General features: G+C 32.0%; 22 protein-coding genes and 1 pseudogene. 16 read left to right on the forward strand and 7 right to left on the reverse strand.

The features are described 5' to 3' along the window. The first annotated feature begins 48 nt into the window (after positions 1-48). Together HMPREF2642_RS03055 and dinB are read left to right on the forward strand one after the other, a co-directional pair. Positions 49-591, forward strand: coding sequence for a DUF3267 domain-containing protein (locus HMPREF2642_RS03055; RefSeq protein ID WP_049427700.1), 543 nt, complete (start codon positions 49-51; stop codon positions 589-591). A 158-nt stretch (positions 592-749) separates the two neighbouring features. Further along, entirely contained in the window at positions 750-1,820 is a 1,071-nt protein-coding gene (gene dinB, locus HMPREF2642_RS03060; protein ID WP_049427702.1) for a DNA polymerase IV, read from the forward strand. 35 nt (positions 1,821-1,855) lie between these two features. Here dinB and HMPREF2642_RS03065 read toward each other — a convergent pair whose 3' ends face one another. Together HMPREF2642_RS03065 and ftnA are read right to left on the reverse strand one after the other, a co-directional pair. Further along, positions 1,856-2,410 carry a 3'-5' exonuclease gene (locus HMPREF2642_RS03065; protein WP_070597655.1) on the reverse strand — a complete coding sequence of 185 codons (555 nt, stop codon included), beginning with the start codon at positions 2,408-2,410 and terminating at the stop codon, positions 1,856-1,858. Between the two features lie 311 nt (positions 2,411-2,721). Further along, entirely contained in the window at positions 2,722-3,222 is a 501-nt protein-coding gene (gene ftnA, locus HMPREF2642_RS03070) for an H-type ferritin FtnA (RefSeq protein WP_023350029.1), read from the reverse strand. Between the two features lie 227 nt (positions 3,223-3,449). On the opposite strand from ftnA, the gene HMPREF2642_RS03075 reads away from it, so the two are divergent. The 3 genes from HMPREF2642_RS03075 (at position 3,450) to HMPREF2642_RS03085 (ending at position 6,260) form a co-directional block, all read left to right on the forward strand. Continuing rightward, the gene (locus tag HMPREF2642_RS03075; protein ID WP_002435902.1) at positions 3,450-4,763 is read left to right on the forward strand and encodes a lipid II isoglutaminyl synthase subunit MurT; all 1,314 of its coding nucleotides are present in this window, start codon (positions 3,450-3,452) and stop codon (positions 4,761-4,763) included. Continuing rightward, positions 4,764-5,489 (forward strand): lipid II isoglutaminyl synthase subunit GatD, encoded by a 726-nt coding sequence (locus HMPREF2642_RS03080; RefSeq protein WP_002469718.1) that lies wholly within the window; start codon positions 4,764-4,766, stop codon positions 5,487-5,489. A gap of 228 nt (positions 5,490-5,717) precedes the next feature. Next, on the forward strand, positions 5,718-6,260 hold the full coding sequence (locus HMPREF2642_RS03085) for an immunodominant staphylococcal antigen IsaB family protein (RefSeq protein ID WP_002435927.1): 543 nt from the start codon (positions 5,718-5,720) through the stop codon (positions 6,258-6,260). A gap of 77 nt (positions 6,261-6,337) precedes the next feature. On the opposite strand, the pseudogene HMPREF2642_RS03090 reads toward HMPREF2642_RS03085, so the two are convergent. Further along, a pseudogene (locus HMPREF2642_RS03090) lies at positions 6,338-7,328 on the reverse strand (aromatic acid exporter family protein). A gap of 173 nt (positions 7,329-7,501) precedes the next feature. On the opposite strand from HMPREF2642_RS03090, the gene map reads away from it, so the two are divergent. The 5 genes from map (at position 7,502) to vraR (ending at position 11,166) form a co-directional block, all read left to right on the forward strand. Beyond that, on the forward strand, positions 7,502-8,257 hold the full coding sequence (map, locus tag HMPREF2642_RS03095; protein ID WP_002435911.1) for a type I methionyl aminopeptidase: 756 nt from the start codon (positions 7,502-7,504) through the stop codon (positions 8,255-8,257). Between the two features lie 144 nt (positions 8,258-8,401). Continuing rightward, complete coding sequence (locus HMPREF2642_RS03100; RefSeq protein WP_002453601.1) at positions 8,402-8,788, forward strand: hypothetical protein; 387 nt, start codon at positions 8,402-8,404, stop codon at positions 8,786-8,788. A gap of 14 nt (positions 8,789-8,802) precedes the next feature. Continuing rightward, complete coding sequence (gene liaF, locus HMPREF2642_RS03105) at positions 8,803-9,504, forward strand: cell wall-active antibiotics response protein VraT (protein WP_002435891.1); 702 nt, start codon at positions 8,803-8,805, stop codon at positions 9,502-9,504. Further along, complete coding sequence (locus HMPREF2642_RS03110) at positions 9,501-10,547, forward strand: sensor histidine kinase VraS (protein ID WP_002435929.1); 1,047 nt, start codon at positions 9,501-9,503, stop codon at positions 10,545-10,547. Before liaF ends, HMPREF2642_RS03110 begins: the two co-directional genes overlap by 4 nt. Next, positions 10,537-11,166 (forward strand): response regulator transcription factor VraR, encoded by a 630-nt coding sequence (gene vraR, locus HMPREF2642_RS03115; RefSeq protein WP_002469716.1) that lies wholly within the window; start codon positions 10,537-10,539, stop codon positions 11,164-11,166. Before HMPREF2642_RS03110 ends, vraR begins: the two co-directional genes overlap by 11 nt. Before the next feature lie 64 nt (positions 11,167-11,230). On the opposite strand, the gene HMPREF2642_RS03120 is transcribed toward vraR, so the two are convergent. The 3 genes from HMPREF2642_RS03120 to HMPREF2642_RS03130 form a co-directional block, all read right to left on the reverse strand. After that, a complete protein-coding gene (locus tag HMPREF2642_RS03120) occupies positions 11,231-12,484 on the reverse strand; it encodes a YihY/virulence factor BrkB family protein (protein ID WP_002435884.1) in 1,254 nt (417 codons plus the stop codon). A gap of 337 nt (positions 12,485-12,821) precedes the next feature. Continuing rightward, positions 12,822-13,106, reverse strand: coding sequence for a hypothetical protein (locus HMPREF2642_RS03125; protein WP_002435890.1), 285 nt, complete (start codon positions 13,104-13,106; stop codon positions 12,822-12,824). Positions 13,107-13,112: 6 nt separating this feature from the next. Continuing rightward, on the reverse strand, positions 13,113-13,577 hold the full coding sequence (locus tag HMPREF2642_RS03130; protein ID WP_002435947.1) for a low molecular weight protein-tyrosine-phosphatase: 465 nt from the start codon (positions 13,575-13,577) through the stop codon (positions 13,113-13,115). 140 nt (positions 13,578-13,717) lie between these two features. Between HMPREF2642_RS03130 and HMPREF2642_RS03135 the strand changes: the two genes are divergently transcribed. The 3 genes from HMPREF2642_RS03135 to HMPREF2642_RS03145 all read left to right on the forward strand — a co-directional run bounded on the left by HMPREF2642_RS03135 (position 13,718) and on the right by HMPREF2642_RS03145 (position 15,812). Further along, on the forward strand, positions 13,718-13,924 hold the full coding sequence (locus tag HMPREF2642_RS03135) for a DUF1128 domain-containing protein (protein WP_049427714.1): 207 nt from the start codon (positions 13,718-13,720) through the stop codon (positions 13,922-13,924). A 13-nt stretch (positions 13,925-13,937) separates the two neighbouring features. Then, positions 13,938-15,179 carry an aminopeptidase gene (locus HMPREF2642_RS03140; RefSeq protein WP_070597656.1) on the forward strand — a complete coding sequence of 414 codons (1,242 nt, stop codon included), beginning with the start codon at positions 13,938-13,940 and terminating at the stop codon, positions 15,177-15,179. A 102-nt stretch (positions 15,180-15,281) separates the two neighbouring features. Then, positions 15,282-15,812, forward strand: coding sequence for an acyl-CoA thioesterase (locus HMPREF2642_RS03145; protein ID WP_002453596.1), 531 nt, complete (start codon positions 15,282-15,284; stop codon positions 15,810-15,812). 67 nt (positions 15,813-15,879) lie between these two features. Here HMPREF2642_RS03145 and yfkAB read toward each other — a convergent pair whose 3' ends face one another. After that, positions 15,880-17,016 carry a radical SAM/CxCxxxxC motif protein YfkAB gene (yfkAB, locus tag HMPREF2642_RS03150; RefSeq protein ID WP_165764342.1) on the reverse strand — a complete coding sequence of 379 codons (1,137 nt, stop codon included), beginning with the start codon at positions 17,014-17,016 and terminating at the stop codon, positions 15,880-15,882. A gap of 158 nt (positions 17,017-17,174) precedes the next feature. Here yfkAB and HMPREF2642_RS11535 point away from each other — a divergent pair, with 158 nt between their 5' ends. The 3 genes from HMPREF2642_RS11535 to sgtB all read left to right on the forward strand — a co-directional run bounded on the left by HMPREF2642_RS11535 (position 17,175) and on the right by sgtB (position 19,084). Further along, on the forward strand, positions 17,175-17,336 hold the full coding sequence (locus HMPREF2642_RS11535; protein WP_001830395.1) for an SE1561 family protein: 162 nt from the start codon (positions 17,175-17,177) through the stop codon (positions 17,334-17,336). A gap of 193 nt (positions 17,337-17,529) precedes the next feature. Beyond that, positions 17,530-18,048, forward strand: a complete 519-nt coding sequence (locus HMPREF2642_RS03155) for a type 1 glutamine amidotransferase domain-containing protein (RefSeq protein ID WP_049427720.1) — start codon at positions 17,530-17,532, stop codon at positions 18,046-18,048. A gap of 226 nt (positions 18,049-18,274) precedes the next feature. Beyond that, the gene (gene sgtB, locus HMPREF2642_RS03160; protein WP_070597657.1) at positions 18,275-19,084 is read left to right on the forward strand and encodes a monofunctional peptidoglycan glycosyltransferase SgtB; all 810 of its coding nucleotides are present in this window, start codon (positions 18,275-18,277) and stop codon (positions 19,082-19,084) included. The last annotated feature ends 117 nt before the right edge of the window (positions 19,085-19,201 follow it).

Here is a 19,201-nt window from a genome sequence, read left to right on the forward strand (position 1 = left end):
TAAAAGATGTATACTATGGTTGAAAAATAGCGAATTGGAGGGTTGGTTGTGCATAAAATAGATTTATCAGAGAATAAATTTCAACTTCAGCGATTTATTTTATTGCAAATTGTATTTGGATTATTTGTCGTATTATTTACTTATAAATGGGCTTATAAAGTGACTCATCTGATTGAACAAAATATAGTGATGAACCTGTTCTATGGATTCATAGGTTTTATTATATTATTAATTGTTCATGAGCTTATTCACAGATTACTATTTATACTATTTTCAAAAGATGAAAAACCTTCAATTAAATACAATAAACGATCCATCATCATGCAATTCTCCAATACATGTTTTAATAGATGGCAATTTACAACAATTATGTTAGCGCCACTTGTGATTATTAGTTTAACATTACTTATACTTATTCAAATGTATTCTTACTCATCACTCATTTTCATGTTTAGTATACATATGAGTTACTGTATGATAGATGTATTTCTAGTAGCACTTGCATTAACTAGTAAATTTAAATACGTTCAAAAATATGATGAAGGATTATACTTATATCAAAGTAAACCAACCCAAGCAAATCATGAATAATAGATTAACCACTTGTTCAAATAGACGAGCAGGTGGTTTTTATTATTGAAACCATTCTAGAGCATACATTTTAAAGTGTGCACAATACATGTAAAATATTTATTTAAAGCGTATAATAATATCAAGCTATTTTAAAAAATGGAAAGTGAGGTGAGACTTTGGCAGAGAGAAGGATTATTCACATTGATATGGATTATTTCTTTGCGCAAGTAGAAATGCGAGATAATCCTCAACTTAAAGGCAAACCAGTCATTGTAGGGGGTAAAGCGAGTCATCGTGGCGTAGTATCAACTGCATCTTATGAAGCAAGGAAATATGGTGTGCATTCAGCAATGCCAATGTCTCAAGCTCATAAACTTTGCCCAAATGGATATTACGTAACAAGTCGTTTTGGTGCATATAGAGAAGTTTCACAACAGATTATGGATATCTTTCGAATTTACACAGAAATTGTAGAACCTATGTCATTAGATGAAGCATATTTAGATATCACACATCTTGTTCGACCAGATATGCCCGCGTCTAGAATTGCGAACTATATTCGACGTGATATCTACGAACAAACGCAATTAACTGCTTCAGCTGGTGTATCATATAATAAATTTTTAGCCAAATTAGCGAGTGGTATGAATAAACCAAATGGTATGACCGTTATAGACTATCAAAATGTATATGAGATATTAATGAATTTAGACATAGGTGAATTTCCTGGCGTTGGGAAAGCTTCAAAGAAAGTTATGCATGATAATGGCATCTTTATAGGGCAAGATTTGTACGACAAAGATGAATTTGAACTAATTCGTCTATTCGGGAAAAGAGGCCGCGGTTTATATAATAAAGCTAGAGGTATTGATAACAATGAAGTGAAAGCTACCCGAGTGAGAAAATCAGTAGGAACTGAGCGCACCTTTTCAACTGATGTAAATGATGACGATGAAATTTTGAGGAAAGTATGGGAACTTTCTGGTAAAACTGCAGAAAGATTAAACAAATTACAGAAATCCGGTAAAACAGTAACAGTAAAAATTAAAACCTTTAAATATGAGACGTTATCGAAACAAACAAGTTTAAGAGATTCTGTTCAATCAGAAAACGACATTTATAATATAGCTTATACACTCTATAATGATTTAAAAGATCCTGATATACCTATTCGACTTATAGGCGTAACAGTGGGAAATTTAGAGCAATCAAGTTATCGAAATATGACAATATATGATTTTATATAAAAATAGGCTGATGTTCACTTAGTTATAGTGTACAATCAGCCTTTATCTTTAAGATTCTTACCGTAGATTGAAAGCATACTTGGTAAATCATCATAGTGTTTGAGTAACCTAAATGTAATCATTGCACACGCTTTAGCATCATTGAGTGCGTCATGATGACCGTGGAAATCTAATTGATAATGATTCATCAAATGCTTAAGACCATACCTGTAAGCATCAATTGTTCGTTTGGCTAGCTGATATGAACAAAAATAAGTCATCGAAGGTGTTTCAATATTTAAGCTTTTTAAACTCTGATGTAAGACATTCATATCAAAAGCCGCATTGTGTGCAACAACAGGTAATTCATTTATGAATTGAAGCATATAAGGGTAAACATATTCAAAACTTGGTGCATCTTCAACGTCCTCAGGTCTAATACCATGAACATTTATATTTGTTTCAGTAAAGTAATCAAAGGGGTTTACTAGTGTGTAGAATGATTCAGTAATTTTATTATTGATGACTTTAACCATACCAACTGAACAAATACTCGTACGCTTACCATTTGCGGTTTCAAAGTCTAACGCTACAAAAGCATTATCAGCCATTCATATTTTCCTTCCTGTATCATTTTCAATTAATATAAATTCTTTAATTATATATTTTATAACACTTCTTTTTACTTTCCTAGTAAAGTGGTTTTAATTTGATCTACTTTTATAAACTAACTCTAATTTCATTAGTTAAAATTTGTGAGTTCTTGTAAGTTCTATAGATGTTTTCTTAAATAATATATATATAAAATTAGCCCAGCCATGCGTTTTAATGAATCACATGATTGGGCTATAAGGATATGTTAATAACTAAGGTTAATGTCATAGTTATCATATCTTGTTGAATTTAAGACAAGAGTTACGAATTATTCTTCGTCAAAAGAGCGATTAGCAAGTTCTTTCTCATATAAGTATAATGTATTGCAATCGTCACCGATACGAGTTAAGTAATCAATGTGTGTTTCGAATGTTGATTCTTCTTCAACTTGTTCATCTAAGAACCAATTTAAGAATGAAATTGTAGCATAGTCTTTATCTTTATGCGCTAAATCAGATAGGTTATAGAAACGTTTAGTAACATCTCTTTCTTGTTCTAAACCATCTTTAAATGTTTCTAAAATAGATGAGAATTCTACTTTAGGAGCTTTAATTGTATCAAAAACTGCATGTTCACCACGATCGTTAATATAATCATAGATTTTTTTACCGTGGAATCGTTCTTCTTTAGCTTGTTCAATGTAGAAGTTAGCAAAACCTTCATAAGATTCTTTATCGCAATAAGCTGCCATTGCCATATAAGCATGAGCAGAGAAATATTCGTGGTTCATTTGTTCGTTTAATGCTTCAAGTAATTCTTTACTTAACATCTCAATCACCTCTTATAAAAATTGAATTAATTAATTACATATATGAGTATAACAAACCTTTTCTCAATAGTAAATAATAATTATTCTAATCTAGAGATAACCATTCTCATTTGCAGATTAAAATAATTCTAATCTGTAAAACGGCTATTCTTTTCGAATTGAGAATCTTTTTTGTTATACCCTTTACATGTTATAATTATGCGAGTGGAATTAAGAGGAGGAAACGCATGAGACAATGGACTGCAACTCACATGGCTAAGTTAGCTCGTAAGGCAAGCAGAGCTGTTGGTAAGAAGGGAACAGACTTGCCAGGGCAAATTGCAAGACGTGTGGATCAAAATATATTAAGAAAATTGTCTGAACAAGTTGATGATATCGTATTTATTAGTGGTACTAATGGTAAAACAACAACATCTAACTTAATAGGGCATACTTTAAAAGAAAATCAAATTAAAATTATACATAATAATGAAGGTGCAAATATGGCTGCAGGGATTACGTCTGCATTCATTATGCAAATTTCAAAAGACACTAAAATTGCTATCATTGAGATTGATGAGGGCTCAATACCTCGAGTTCTTAAAGAGGTTACGCCATCAATGATGGTATTTACAAACTTTTTCAGAGACCAAATGGATAGATTTGGCGAAATAGATATTATGGTAAATAATATAGCGAAATCGATAAGCAATAAAGGTATTAAATTATTATTAAACGCTGATGATCCATTCGTAAGTCGATTGAAAATCGCAAGTGATTCTCTTGTATATTATGGTATGAAAGCACATGCACATGAATTTGAACAAAGCACCATGAACGAAAGTAAATATTGCCCAAATTGTGGGCGATTATTACAGTATGATTATATTCATTATAATCAAATTGGTCATTATCATTGTGAATGTGGATTTAAACGTGAAGAACCTACATATGAAGTTTCAAATTTTGAAGTTTCACCATTTATCAATATGACGATTAATCATTTTACTTTTAATATGAAAATTGCAGGTGACTTCAATGCATTTAACGCTTTAGCGGCATATTCAGTATTAAGAGAATTGGGACTTAATGACGAATCAATTCAAAAAGGTTTTGAAACATATACTTCTGACAATGGCCGTATGCAATATTTTTCTAAAGGGAATAAAGAAGCAATGATAAATCTTGCTAAGAACCCTGCAGGAATGAATGCTAGCTTATCAGTTGGTGAACAGCTTGAAGGTAAGAAAGTTTATGTAATTAGCTTGAACGATAATGCTGCGGATGGCCGTGATACATCATGGATTTACGATGCTGACTTTGAGAAGTTAAGCAATCAAGATATTGAAGCTATCATTGTCACTGGTACACGTGCTGAAGAACTACAACTACGTTTAAAACTTGCTGAAGTGGATGTTCCTATAATTGTTGAGAATGATATCTATAAAGCTACGGCTAAAACAATGAACTATACATCATTTACGGTAGCTATTCCAAATTATACTTCTTTAGCGCCGATGCTAGAGCAATTAAATCGCTCATTTGAAGGAGGTCAGTCGTAAATGAATGAACTTACGGTATATCATTTTATGTCTGATAAATTAAATTTATACAGTGACATTGGGAATATCATCGCACTAAAACAACGTGCTAAAAAGAGAAATATCAAATTAAATGTTTTAGAAATTAATGAAACAGATGGTGTAACATTCGATAATTGCGACATATTCTTCATTGGTGGCGGCAGTGATCGAGAGCAAGCTCTTGCAACTAAAGAACTCAGTAAAATTAAAACCTCACTTAAAGAAGCAATTGAAGATGGCATGCCAGGCCTAACAATTTGTGGTGGTTACCAATTCTTAGGAACGAAGTATATTACTCCTGATGGAACAGAACTTGAGGGATTAGGAGTTCTTGATTTCTATACTGAGTCACGAACTGACCGTTTAACAGGTGATATTGTGATTGAAAGTGATACATTTGGAACCATTGTTGGTTTTGAAAATCATGGCGGTAGAACATATCATAACTTTGGTACACTTGGACAAGTGACTCACGGTTATGGTAATAATGATACTGATCGTAAAGAAGGAATTCATTACAAAAATCTTTTAGGTTCTTATTTACACGGTCCAGTATTACCTAAAAATCATGAAATGACAGATTATTTACTTGAAAAAGCGTGTGAACGTAAAGGCATTCCATTCGAACCTAAAGAATTAGACAATACTGAAGAAGAAGCAGCTAAACAAGTATTAATTAACCGAGCTAAGAACAGCAAGAATTAAATCATTGTAATTATAATTTAGAGTTAGAATAATAGCTAAAGCAGCTATTCTCTAGCTCTTTTTTATTTTCAACACTTAGGTTGCTTGAACGTCTTTAAAATTTTATTTTAGGACAGTAAAGTGATAGAAGTGTGAAGATAAGAAATATAGGTTTGATATTGTTTTATAGTTGATATACTAAGCGTGTACAAGAGAACTTTACTTTATACAATTTATAGGAGTGAGAAAATGAAAGGTTTTAAAATGATGGGTTTAACACTTGCAGCATCATCGATTGCTTTTTCACTTTCGCAAGTTGCACACGCTGAACAAATGGTTAATGGGGACAATCACTTATCGAGTTATAATCATCAATCATCATTAAATCAAGATGAATACGTACATAATGGTAATGCCGGTCAAAATGCTTCTTATCTTGCAACTAAAAGTTTTGTTAATGCTTTGGATAATGGGCAGTTAAATTTTAATGGTTATAAGATTGAACAAGATAATGAAGATAATATTGAATACAAGCATGTGTATGATCAAGAAATTAGAACAACAAGTGAGGATACGGCTACAAGTATCAGATTTAAAGTAACAGATCAATCATTGTCTTTAGATCAAATGAAAGATGTTTATTCAAATGATGAATTAAATCATTTACCACACTCAAGTACAGATTCTAATGATGGTGTATATGTATATCATGGCGATAAAATCAAATTACAATTTAAAGTAGAGAACGGTTATGTTACTTCAGTGACAATTGGTCAAGGTGAAACAGAATAATTTTAAAGTTTAGAATAAAGATACCTCAGAACGGTTATGATTAAGTAACCATTCTGAGGTATTTACTGTTATATTAATTATTTAGCATAGCGAGAATCTAAAATTTTATAAATTAATAGTATCTCATAAATAAGGTGGCTCTTCATTTGATTTTGGTCAAATTCTTCTAAACGCTTCACAGAGGTTTTTAACGTCGAAGCTGATTTCTTGTGCCGTTTAAAACCTCCATGACTTATTATTTCACTAATACTATTACTAATATTTATTATCGCCATCTTTTCTTCTGGAGCGAAAGCAATATGAGTATTTTTAGGTAGATAAATGATATTGGATAGATGAGAGATAAACAAACGATTATTATACGCGCGATTGGTTATTTTATTTAGTAATTTCCAATCATCTTCTTTATTTTTATGATAATGAAGTTCATCTCTTTGATAACTCGTTAAAGTCTCAATCTTTTGAGCAATAATGTTTAATTTTGAAAGTTGTCTATTACTTTTCTCAGAACTAAACTTTCCTAATAATAACTCTTGGCAACGGTTATAAAATAAGTCGTACATTTTTTTTCTCAGACATTGATAGTTGGTCTTCAAGTTGTTGATAATATTTAGGGGGCAGAATGATAAAGTTAACTAATCCTGCTGTGACAAGTCCAATAAGAGCGGTTAATAATCTTGAAAAGAAATTAAAATAATACGCTTCATGAATACCAGGAATCATTGCTACTGAAGTGAGTACTGCAACAGTAGTACCAACTTGTAAGTTGAATTTCGTACAAACTAAAATGGTAAACGTTGCAGCAAGTGCATAACTTAATGGTGATTGATCTCCAAATATATAGGTGAATACTACAGCAAATAAAGCACCTATAACTGTCGCGGGTAAACGTTTATAGCCTTTCTTAATTGATGCCTTTGCTGTAGGTTCAATAGTTACAATTGCTGTTAAAATAGCGAATATTGGAGTGAGATGAAGCAACATACAAAATAATGATGTTAAAAAAGTTGCAAGTCCTGTTTTAAGCGTTCTAGCTCCAATTATATGTCTATACCATTTTACATTCATAGCTATCTGACCCCTTAGTAGGAAAAGGGAATTCGAAAAGCATATACTTTATACAAATTCTCTTTCTCTAAAAATATTTCATATAAATCTAATTATGTACCATTCAAGTTTAGTATATCAAAAAAAATTTGCTATAATAAGATGAAATAAAATTTAAAAAGGAACGGGATAAAATGATTGTTAAAACTGATGAAGAATTACAAGCATTAAAAGAAATAGGATACATTTGTGCTAAGGTCAGAGACACAATGCAAGCAGCAACTAAACCTGGTGTGACTACACGAGAGTTAGATAATATTGCTAAAGATTTGTTTGAGGAGCATGGTGCAATTTCGGCCCCAATTCATGATGAAAACTTTCCTGGGCAAACATGTATTAGTGTAAATGAAGAGGTAGCCCATGGTATTCCCGGTAAACGTATTATTCGTGAGGGAGACTTAGTCAATATCGATGTATCAGCGTTAAAAGATGGTTACTATGCTGATACAGGCATCTCATTTGTAGTGGGAGAAGCAGATAATCCTCTTAAACAAAAAGTATGTGATGTAGCAACAATGGCTTTTGAAAATGCCATGACGAAAGTAAAACCTGGTGCCAAATTAAGTAATATTGGTAAGGCGGTTCACGCTACAGCACGTCAAAACGATTTAACAGTAATTAAAAACTTAACTGGTCATGGTGTGGGTCAATCGTTACATGAAGCACCTAGTCATGTAATGAATTATTATGATCCAAAAGACAAAACTCTATTAAAAGAAGGTCTTGTTATTGCAGTAGAACCTTTCATTTCATCACGAGCTACATTTGTCACTGAAGGAAAGAACGAGTGGGCATTTGAAACTAAAGATAAGAGCTTTGTGGCTCAGATTGAGCACACAGTAATTGTTACTAAAGACGGTCCATTATTAACTACTAAAATCGATGACTAGGAATTTAAAATACATTTAATATCTTGCGGAGAGTTCTTTACCACTCGTCGGACTAAAGTATGAATTCAATATGGTTCCGGAGCCTATTACGTTAGGTTTCGGAATTGTTTTATACTTAGGTTTAATTAATGACGAGGTGGTAGTATGAATTATATGGATTTATATTTACAACAATTTCTCAAATCAACAATTAAAAATAGTATTGATGAATACAAAATGATACTGGATAAAAAATTAAAAAGTATCGAGAGTTATATCAATTATTTAAGTGAGAAAAGAGTTCAATTAAAGAAGTTAATTGACAGTCTCACCCTCTCATTGGAAAATAAATATATCGATATCGTCAATAATCATGACATTTATTGTGCAGAGGAAATTCATGATGTAGAAATTGAAAAAATTAAAACAAAGTTAGATGATATTGAAGCTTATTATGCAAGAATTGAAGCAGATTTACATTTACAATCTAAAGAGAAAATCACTACAGAAAATGAGTGTAACTTAATTTATCATATGAGTGCTGTAGCATAGAAAGGTGGCGAAACATGACACACAAATATATATCAACTGAAATGTTGATAATTTTTACAGCTTTAATGATTATCGCCAATTTTTATTATATATTTTTTGAAAAAATTGGCTTTCTTCTCGTCTTATTATTAGGATGTGTGCTCGTGTATGTAGGATATGTCTATTTTCATAAAGTAAGAGGTTTGTTGTCCTTCTGGATAGGGGCATTGCTTATTGCGTTTACTCTATTGTCTAATAAGTACACAATTATTATTCTTTTTATTTTCTTAGTGGTACTTATCATTCGTTACTTAATTTATAAATTTAAGCCATTAAAAGTTATTGCAACTGATGAAGAGGTAACGTCACCTATATTTATTAAACAAAAGTGGTTCGGGGAACAACGTACACCAGTTTATGTTTATAAGTGGGAAGATGTACAGATTCAACATGGCATCGGTGATATTCATATTGATATGACAAAAGCAGCTAATATTAAAGAAACGAATACGATTGTAGTACGTCATATTCTTGGCAAGGTCCAAGTGATTGTTCCACTAAACTATAATATTAATCTACATGCGGCTGCATTCTATGGTACTGCTTATTTAGAACAACAATCATACAAAATTGAAAATAACCATATTCAAGTTGAAGAAAAAACTAAAGAAGACAACTATACTGTCAATGTTTACGTTTCAACGTTCATAGGAGACGTTGAGGTGATTTATAGATGAATCACTACTTGAGAGCAATTGGTTCAATGCTAATACTTGTATATAGCATGCTAACTGCTTTTTTATTCATTGATAAGGTGTTCGTCAATATTATTTATTTTCAAGGGATGTTTTACACCCAAATTTTTGGAATACCAGTATTTTTATTCCTAAATATATTAATCATCTTACTATGTATTATCGTTGGCTCTGTGTTAGCGTATAAAATCAATCAACAAAATGATTGGCTTAAGTCACAAATTGAAAGGTCTATTGAAGGTGAAACAGTAGGCATAAATGATCAAAACCTAGAGTTATACAGTGAAACGTTAGAAATTTACCATACTTTAGTTCCTTTAAATCAAGAATTACACCGATTGAGAATGAAAACGCAGAATATGACCAATGAAAATTATAATATGAATGATGTAAAAGTGAAGAAAATTATTGAAGACGAACGTCAACGTTTAGCAAGAGAACTACATGACTCAGTTAGTCAGCAACTATTTGCAGCAAGTATGATGTTGTCAGCGATTAAAGAGTCAAAATTAGAACCACCTTTAGACCAACAAATACCTGTACTAGAGAAGATGGTTCAAGACTCTCAGCTCGAAATGAGAGCATTATTATTACATCTAAGACCTATTGGTTTGAAAGACAAATCATTAGGAGAGGGTATTAAAGATTTAGTCATTGATCTTCAAAAGAAAGTCCCTATGAAAGTTGTTCATGAAATTCAAGATTTCAAAGTACCAAAAGGGATAGAAGATCATTTGTTTAGAATCACCCAAGAGGCTATTTCTAATACATTACGACACTCTAATGGTTCTAAGGTAACAGTTGAATTATTTAATAAAGAAGATTATTTACTACTTAGAATTCAAGATAATGGTAAAGGTTTTAATGTAGATGAAAAATTTGAACAGAGTTATGGATTAAAAAATATGAGAGAACGTGCTTTAGAGATTGGTGCCACATTCCATATCGTATCGTTACCGGATTCAGGTACGAGAATAGAAGTTAAAGCACCATTGAATAAGGAGGATGAATCAAATGGCGATTAAAGTATTGTTTGTTGATGACCATGAAATGGTTAGAATTGGTATTTCAAGCTATCTATCTACACAACAGGATATTGAAGTAGTTGGAGAAGGTGCTTCTGGTAAAGAAGCTATCGAAAAAGCCCATGAGTTGAAACCAGATTTAATTTTAATGGATTTACTTATGGATGATATGGATGGTGTAGAAGCTACTACTGAAATTAAAAAGGATTTACCTCACATAAGAGTAGTAATGTTAACAAGCTTTATCGAGGATAAAGAAGTTTATCGAGCATTAGATGCTGGGGTAGATAGTTATATCTTAAAAACGACTAGTGCGAGTGACATTGCTGACGCGGTACGTAAAACATATCAAGGGGAATCTGTTTTTGAACCAGAAGTACTTGTAAAAATGAGAAACCGCATGAAAAAACGTGCTGAGTTATATGAAATGCTTACAGAGCGTGAAATGGAAATTTTATTATTAATTGCCAAAGGTTACTCTAACCAAGAAATTGCTAGCGCCTCTCATATCACTATTAAAACTGTTAAAACACACGTAAGTAATATATTGAGTAAGTTAGAAGTTCAAGATAGAACTCAAGCTGTTATTTATGCTTTCCAACATAATTTGATTCAATAACTAACAATGAAAAAGGCGAAAGTCACTTAAATAATTGTGACTTTCGCCTTTTTTAAAACGTTATTTATGAATTTTTACCACTATTGTCGTTATCTTTTTTAAATTTATCAACAATTTTATCTTTAAATGTTTCATGATCTTCAGGTTGTTCATTATTTGGATTTTTATCAACGTCATAATTTTCATCTTTATTCACTGGTGTATTGTTATTATATTCATATGTTGTGTCTTCATTATAATGATTTTGGTTGTTATCATCGTGATGAAGAGCTGCTTCTTCAGGTGTGTGGCCTTTGATTACTGTTCTTTGGTGTATAATAGCATTAATTTCTGCACCAATAATGATAATAAAGCTTGTGATATATAACCATAAGAATAAAATAATGATACCAGCTAAACTTCCGTATGTTTTATTATAATTACCGAAGTTTGAGATATACCATCCAAATAAGAATGAACCGACTAACCAAATGATTGATGTAAATAGGGCACCTGGAAGTACAGAGCGTAATTTCGTTTTCACATTTGGTGCCACTGAATATAATACAGTGAATAAAATGATTATTATAATTAGAGGTAAGACGATTCTTACTAAATCAAATACCCATTCTACTTGTTTATCTAATCCTAAAGGTCCAAATAAGAACTTGCTTATTACTGGGCCTAATGTAATGAGCACGATGGCCACTACGAACACAATACCTAATACTAGTGTATATAACACACTTAGAATCTTAAGTACGAAGCCATTTCTAGAATCCTCAACGTCATAAGCGACATTAAATGAATTAATAATCGCAGACATTCCATTAGATGCTGACCAAATGGCTAAGATTAAACCAATTGATAGGACGCCACCATTAGCACTATCAGAAATACCACTAAATATTTTTGTGATTACGTCGGCGGTACTTTGGTCAGGTACATACTGGCTGACCTTTTGATTAATCTGATCAGTGTTAATCGTTATAAACTGTCCCAATAAAGTCAGTAAGAAAATGAGCATTGGGAACATTGCCAACACGAAGTGATAGGTCATTTGCGCTGCTAGTCCTGAAGCATCATCTTTTCCTATTCTATAAATTAAGTAATTGAGGAAATTAGAATCTTTCGTGTATTTGGCAGGTTTATTTAACCTTGATAGAAAGAATACTTGATTCTTTTTCTTAGGTGATTTTGATTGAAACTGTTGAGGTTCAATATATGTACGGTCGACTTTAATCTGTTTATCTTTTTCACCATTTTTTCCTTTCCCATGTTCCTCATGTTCCTTAGCCGAATTTAGGAACTTTGAAGTTGTTTTTTCTTGTTTTGACATAACTATCTCCTTTGCTTAATAAATTCGAGAAATGTATGAAAATATATTCCCAATTTACTATAGATATCAAACAATAAATGTAAAATTTCTTTACTTTTATTAAAAGTATTCTTAACATTTATAGCTAAATATTATTGTTATTCAACATTTTCGCTTAAAATTTATCGAATGACAATAGCTATGAAGCAATTTATGCTCTAGCTACATATATAGAATTATTATTTCACATTGAAGTACTAGTACTTATTATTAAAATTCATAAAAAAAAACACTGTTAAAAGTAGAGTAAGACTCTAACTTTAACAGTGTTTTAGTTTAAAATTTCATTATTAACCGATTATTTACCTAAACGTTGGTTTTTACGATTAACAAAAGTTTCTTTAGCGTCTTTAATAGAACGCTCTAATTCAGGATTGTTACGACGGATTTCTTCAATCGTATCTTTCCAATACATTACTTCATCTTTAATGCTATTAATTTTAGACGGTTTGCGTGAACGATTACCTTCCTTAACGTCTTTAAATGATTGAGTTAAAGAATTACGTGTTGATTTATCAGCTAATGTTGCAGCACCGCCGATAATAGCACCGATTAGAATACCAGGAATTAATTTATTTTCCATAGTTGATTACCCCTCTTTCAAATTTGCATCTTTGACGATATAGTCAATTAAGTTGTCACAAGATGATTGTACCATTTCAAATACACCTTCAAAATTATTAGTGTAATATGGATCCGGTACATCACTCTCTTCCATGTTACTAAATTCTAGCAATTTGAACAATTGTCCGCGTATATGAGGATTAATTCGTCTTATATTATCCACGTTACTTTGGTCCATTGCTATAATATAGTCAAAATCATCATCTGGTTCGAATAGTTCACTTATCATATTATCGAAGGGGATATGATGTTCTTTCAATATCGCTTGAGTACCTTCGTGAGGTGGTTCACCGAGATTCCATCGACCTGTTCCTCTTGAGTGAACTGTAATACCTGAAATGCCTCTGTCTTGTAGTCTTTGTCTCATGATCGCTTCAGCCATTGGAGAACGACAAATATTACCGAGACATACAAATGCTACGTCTACCATTTATATTCCTCCAAACTATGTAACTATATCCCCATTTTAAAGAGTATTTAAACAATAAGAAAGTACTTAACCTCAAATTCTATTAAAGTTTAATAAAGTGTGGTAATTTGATAGAATATTGAACAAAAGAGGTGAATCACGTGTCATTATCAAATGAAGAAATGATTGCAGAAATCAGAAAGAAATTAAATATTGTAAATCAAGGTTTACTTGACCCAGATAAATTCCAGTCTTCTAATCATGAAGAAATTACTGAAATACATGATTTTGTAATGTCTAAAGATTCATTTTCACCAAGTGAAGTGACAGCAATTGCAGATCATTTAGGACAACTTAGACAAGATTAGGGGAGGAATCATTATGGATAACTATAATGAAAAGTTAAGACAATATGCAGAATTACTCGTTAAAGTAGGGATGAATGTTCAACAAAATCAACCTGTATTTATTCGTTCATCAGTTGAAGCGTTAGACTTAACGCATTTAATAGTTGAAGAGGCTTATAAAGCTGGTGCCTCTGATGTTCGTGTGAAATATTCAGACTCAAAACTGAAGAGACTTAAATTTGAACATGAATCTGTAGAGTATTTTGAGAATAGTGATTTAAAACAGTATGATGTTGATGAAAGATTGGATTATGTTGAACGTGGAGCAGCTAACTTAGCACTCATTGCGGAAGATCCTGACTTATTAAATGGTATCGATGGCAATAAATTAAAAGCTTTTCAAGCTCAGTATTCTAAAGGGTTCAAACCATATATGGAAGCGAGTCAGAAGAATCAATTTCCATGGGTTGTGGCAGCCTTTCCTTCTAAAGACTGGGCTCGCCGAGTTTACCCAGATATGGATGAAGAAAAAGCTTATGAAAAATTTATTGATGAAGTGTTTGATATTGTACGTGTAGATGGCAATGACCCAATTCAAAATTGGGACAAACATGTTAAATCTTTAAGTGTACATGCCGAAAGACTACAAAAGAAAAATTATAAGGCACTCCATTATATTTCTGAAGGTACAGACCTCACAGTCGGTTTACCGGAAGGACATTTATGGGAAGATGCAACGAGTTATGTCAACGGTGACGGCCAACCTTTTATCGCGAATATTCCTACAGAAGAAGTGTTTACAGCACCTGAAAGAAATAATGTGAACGGTTATGTTACTAACAAGTTACCATTAAGTTATAATGGGAATATTATTGATGGTTTCACTTTAACGTTTAAAGATGGTGAAATTATAGATGTTAAAGCCGAAAAGGGCGAAGCGGTGCTCAAAGACTTAATTGAGACTGACGAAGGTTCAAGAAGACTTGGTGAAGTTGCATTAGTACCTGATGATTCACCAATTTCAAATCGCCGTACCATTTTTTATAACACGTTATTTGATGAAAATGCATCTTGTCATTTAGCAATTGGATCTGCGTATGGTTTCAACGTCAAAGGTGGAACTGAAATGTCTACTGAAGAAAAGTTAGCCGCAGGTCTTAACGATTCAAATGTACATGAGGACTTTATGATAGGTAGTTCTGATTTAACGATTTATGGTATCTTACATGATGGTACTAAAGAGTTAGTTTTTGAAAATGGAAATTGGGCAAAGTAAGTAACATTATAGTAGATTTTAACAAGTTTTAGATATAAAAAATTAAGATATTAATTACTAGTAGTCTTTTTTCTGGTATATCAATATGGGGAGAAATTAAATATGTCTAACGAGAATAGAAAAATGAAAGCAATGTCGGAAGCGAAATGTATTAAAAATAGACAAGTGTTTCCACAAGATACCAATCATCATCATACGATGTTTGGTGGGTCATTAATGGCAAATATTGATGAAATTGCTGCCATTACTGCTATGAAACATGCTGGAGCGCAAGTCGTTACTGCTTCAACTGATTCTGTTGACTTCTTGAGACCTATCAAAACTGGAGATATTTTGTCTTATGAAGCAATGGTTTCTTATGCTGGCACAAGCTCTATGGAAATTTGTGTACAAATCATCATTGATGATGTTTTTAATAATGAGCGCCATTTAGCAGCATTAAGCTTTTTAACATTTGTTGCGCTTGATGAAGATGGTAAACCTACAGATGTTCCAGGCGTATATCCTGAAACAGATGTAGAAAAATGGTTCCACGAAAGTGCACCACAACGCGTAGAGAGACGCAAAGAACGTCGCACTGAAAGTAAGAAAACAATCGAATATTTATCTGAAGTCAGACATATTGAAAAATAATATTAATAAAGCCAAAAGAAGATGAACTCATCTTCTTTTGGCTTTTTGCATCTATAATGTGAATTTATTAAGAAAAAATATGACGCGCATGCATTTCTTTTTCTTTATGTTTGAAGTCGGTTTTAGGATAATACATATTTTTTACTAATACGTTAGGTCCAAGGCATTGATATTCAGGACAATGGCAGTTGAGTGATTTTGCTAATTCTGAATCTAGCCATTGGTCAAATACGTCTGTTAATTTATCTTTCTGTATATTTGAAATTGTACCGTTTTCATCACCGAAATCAGTAACAATTACATTACCAGTAAAAACGTTAACGTTTAATCTACTACGGCCGTCTGGATCGTTTCGCATTGTCACGTTTTTAGCATCTCTTAGTCTTTGCAATAATTTTTGATCATTTTCATCATTGATACATGGATAAATAGGTAAAGTTCCAAATAGCATCCATATATCTTCATCTCGAATATCAAGCAAGTGGTTAATAGCATCTTTCATTTCTTTTAAAGAAAGTACATTGAGTTGACTGGCAAAATCAGCAGGATACATCGGATGAACCTCATGACGGCTACATTTCATATCATTTACGATTTCATTATGAATTTTGTCTAAGTAAGGTAGCGTACTTTGATTAAGCATCGTTTCAGCAGAAACAAACATTCCTTGTTCAGATAAAGTGCGAGAGTTATCAAGCATTTGTTCATATAATTTAAGTTTAGCTTTTAATGGTGGTTGCTTCTTCATAGCCCCAAAGCCTACATCAGTAAATTCTTGAATTGTACCCCAGTTATGAGAAATATGCATGACATCGATATACTCAGCAATTTCAAGATATCTATCCTGAGGTAATGTTAAATTAGAATTCATTTGAACATAAATTCCACGATCAAATGCATATTTAAGTAAAGGTTTAACCACATTTTTAATTGATTTCTTAGAGAACATTGGCTCTCCACCAGTAATAGACATCGTTCTTAAATTTGGTATTTCATCAAGCCTACGATAAATTACATCCATTGGAAGGGGGTCTGGATCTTTAGTTTGAAGTGTATAACCAACTGCACAATGGCTACAACGCATATTACAAAGGTTAGTAGTGGTAAATTCGATGTTACTAAGTGTTAACTTTCCATGATCTATAATATCATTGTAAGCTTCCCATGGGTCGTTTTGGATAGAAATAGGTTTTTTGTTTGTCATCAACATTAATAATTACTCCTAAGTATAAACTTTCCATCTACTTTGTTTATTATGTAAAAAGTACAGTAAACATTATTAAGATTATATCGCTTTTTGTCAAATTCGTGTTAGGATATGATTATCATAAAAAAATCTATACAAAGGAGCGCTTATTTTTAATGAGTGAACAACAAACTATTGATCAAATTAAGACACGTTTAAATAAATTTATTGAGGATATTGACCATGTAAACCCTGATGAAGTACGTGTAGAGGATATAGATGAGTGGATTGGTCTGTTAGATCAATTAGAAGAGAAGGTAAAACAAGTTTCAAAATAAGCCTCATATTTAATTATTGAGTTGGATTTAGCAAGTGTTTGATTATGATGAGCAATCAACACTTGCTTTTTTTACTTCATATTCAGAAGAAGAAGCCTCTAAATATAAGTTAGTATCCTAATTTAATGTTTAAACTTGAGTGATCTTGTCTATATAATCACTAGAATTAATTAGAGAAAGGTGATTATTAATTATGACTAAAAAAGTAGCAATCATTCTTGCAGATGAATTTGAAGATATTGAATTAACTAGTCCAAAAGAAGCTATAGAAAATGCAGGATTTGAAACTGAAATTGTTGGAGATACTGCAAACCATGAAGTTGTAGGAAAACATGGCGAGAAAGCTACAGTACAAGTAAGTATTGCTGATGCTAAACCTGAAGATTATGATGCATTATTAATCCCTGGTGGTTTCTCACCTGACCATTTACGCGGAGATGCAGAAGGACGTTACGGCACATTTGCTAAATACTTCACTAAAAATGATGTTCCAACATTTGCAATTTGCCATGGTCCATTAGTATTAATTGATACTGATGATTTAAATGGTCGTACATTAACTGGAGTATTAAATGTACGTAAAGACTTATCTAACGCAGGTGCTCAAGTGGTTGATGAATCAGTAGTAGTTGATAAAAATATTGTTACAAGTCGTACACCTGACGATTTAGATGATTTCAATAGAGAAATTGTTAAACAATTAGAAGCTTAATTCTTATTCTTATAAATATCGTATAAGATTTTATATGAGCTATCGGTAAAGTCATTCTTTATCGATAGCTTTTTTAATTATTTAAAAAAGTCTTAGAAATAGATATGCCATGTTGTTTAGAACTTGCTACACCTCGGGACTGATTTTTAACGTAAGCTATAGATAAACCATACAACTACTGGTACACTCACTTTAAGAGGGTGAGTTTGAGAAAAGGAGTAAACGCATGAAAAGAACTGAAAAATATGCGGATTCTTATAATGAGCAACGTTCTGATTCACGTAGACCTCATTATAATACGTATTACCAACCAGTAGGTAAACCTCCGAAAAAGAAAAAAAGTAATAAGATTTTATTGAAAATACTAATTATAGTCATTGTACTCGTAGCAATATTTATGGGAGCAATGTATGTCTTATCTTCAAGAGCTAACGTGGATGATTTAAAATCAATTGAAAATAAAAGTAATTTCGTTTCTGCAGATAACATGCCTAATTATGTTAAAGGTGCCTTTATTTCAATGGAAGATGAACGTTTTTATAAACATCATGGATTTGATTTAAAAGGAACTACACGTGCATTGTTTTCAACAATTAGTGATCGTGATGTACAAGGAGGTAGCACGATTACTCAACAAGTAGTAAAAAATTATTATTATGATAATGAACGCTCTTTCACTAGAAAAATTAAAGAGTTATTTGTAGCCCACAAGGTTGAACAGCAGTATAACAAAAATGAGATTTTAAGTTTTTATGTTAATAATATTTATTATGGTGATGACCAATATACACTTGAAGGTGCTGCAAATCATTATTTTGGAACAACTGTTAATAAAAACAATCAAAGCATGCAACAGATTACTGTATTGCAAAGTGCTATATTAGCTAGTAAAGTCAATGCACCGAGTGTGTATGATGTTAATAATATGTCATCTAATTATACGAACCGTGTAAAAGCTAATTTGGAAAAAATGAAGCAACAAGATTTTATTACTGATGAGCAATATAAAGAAGCAATGTCACAATTAAGCAATTAATCTTTTATAAAGTTGTCTACTTTCATCATTCAAAAGTTGAAAGTAGACGCTTTTTTGTATTTTCAAAAGGTTTATTGTGAATGGTTATCTTATTTTTTAATTCGGAACAAATGTGCC

It is taken from the genome of Staphylococcus sp. HMSC055A09 (assembly GCF_001809655.1).
GTDB classification, from domain to species: domain Bacteria; phylum Bacillota; class Bacilli; order Staphylococcales; family Staphylococcaceae; genus Staphylococcus; species Staphylococcus capitis.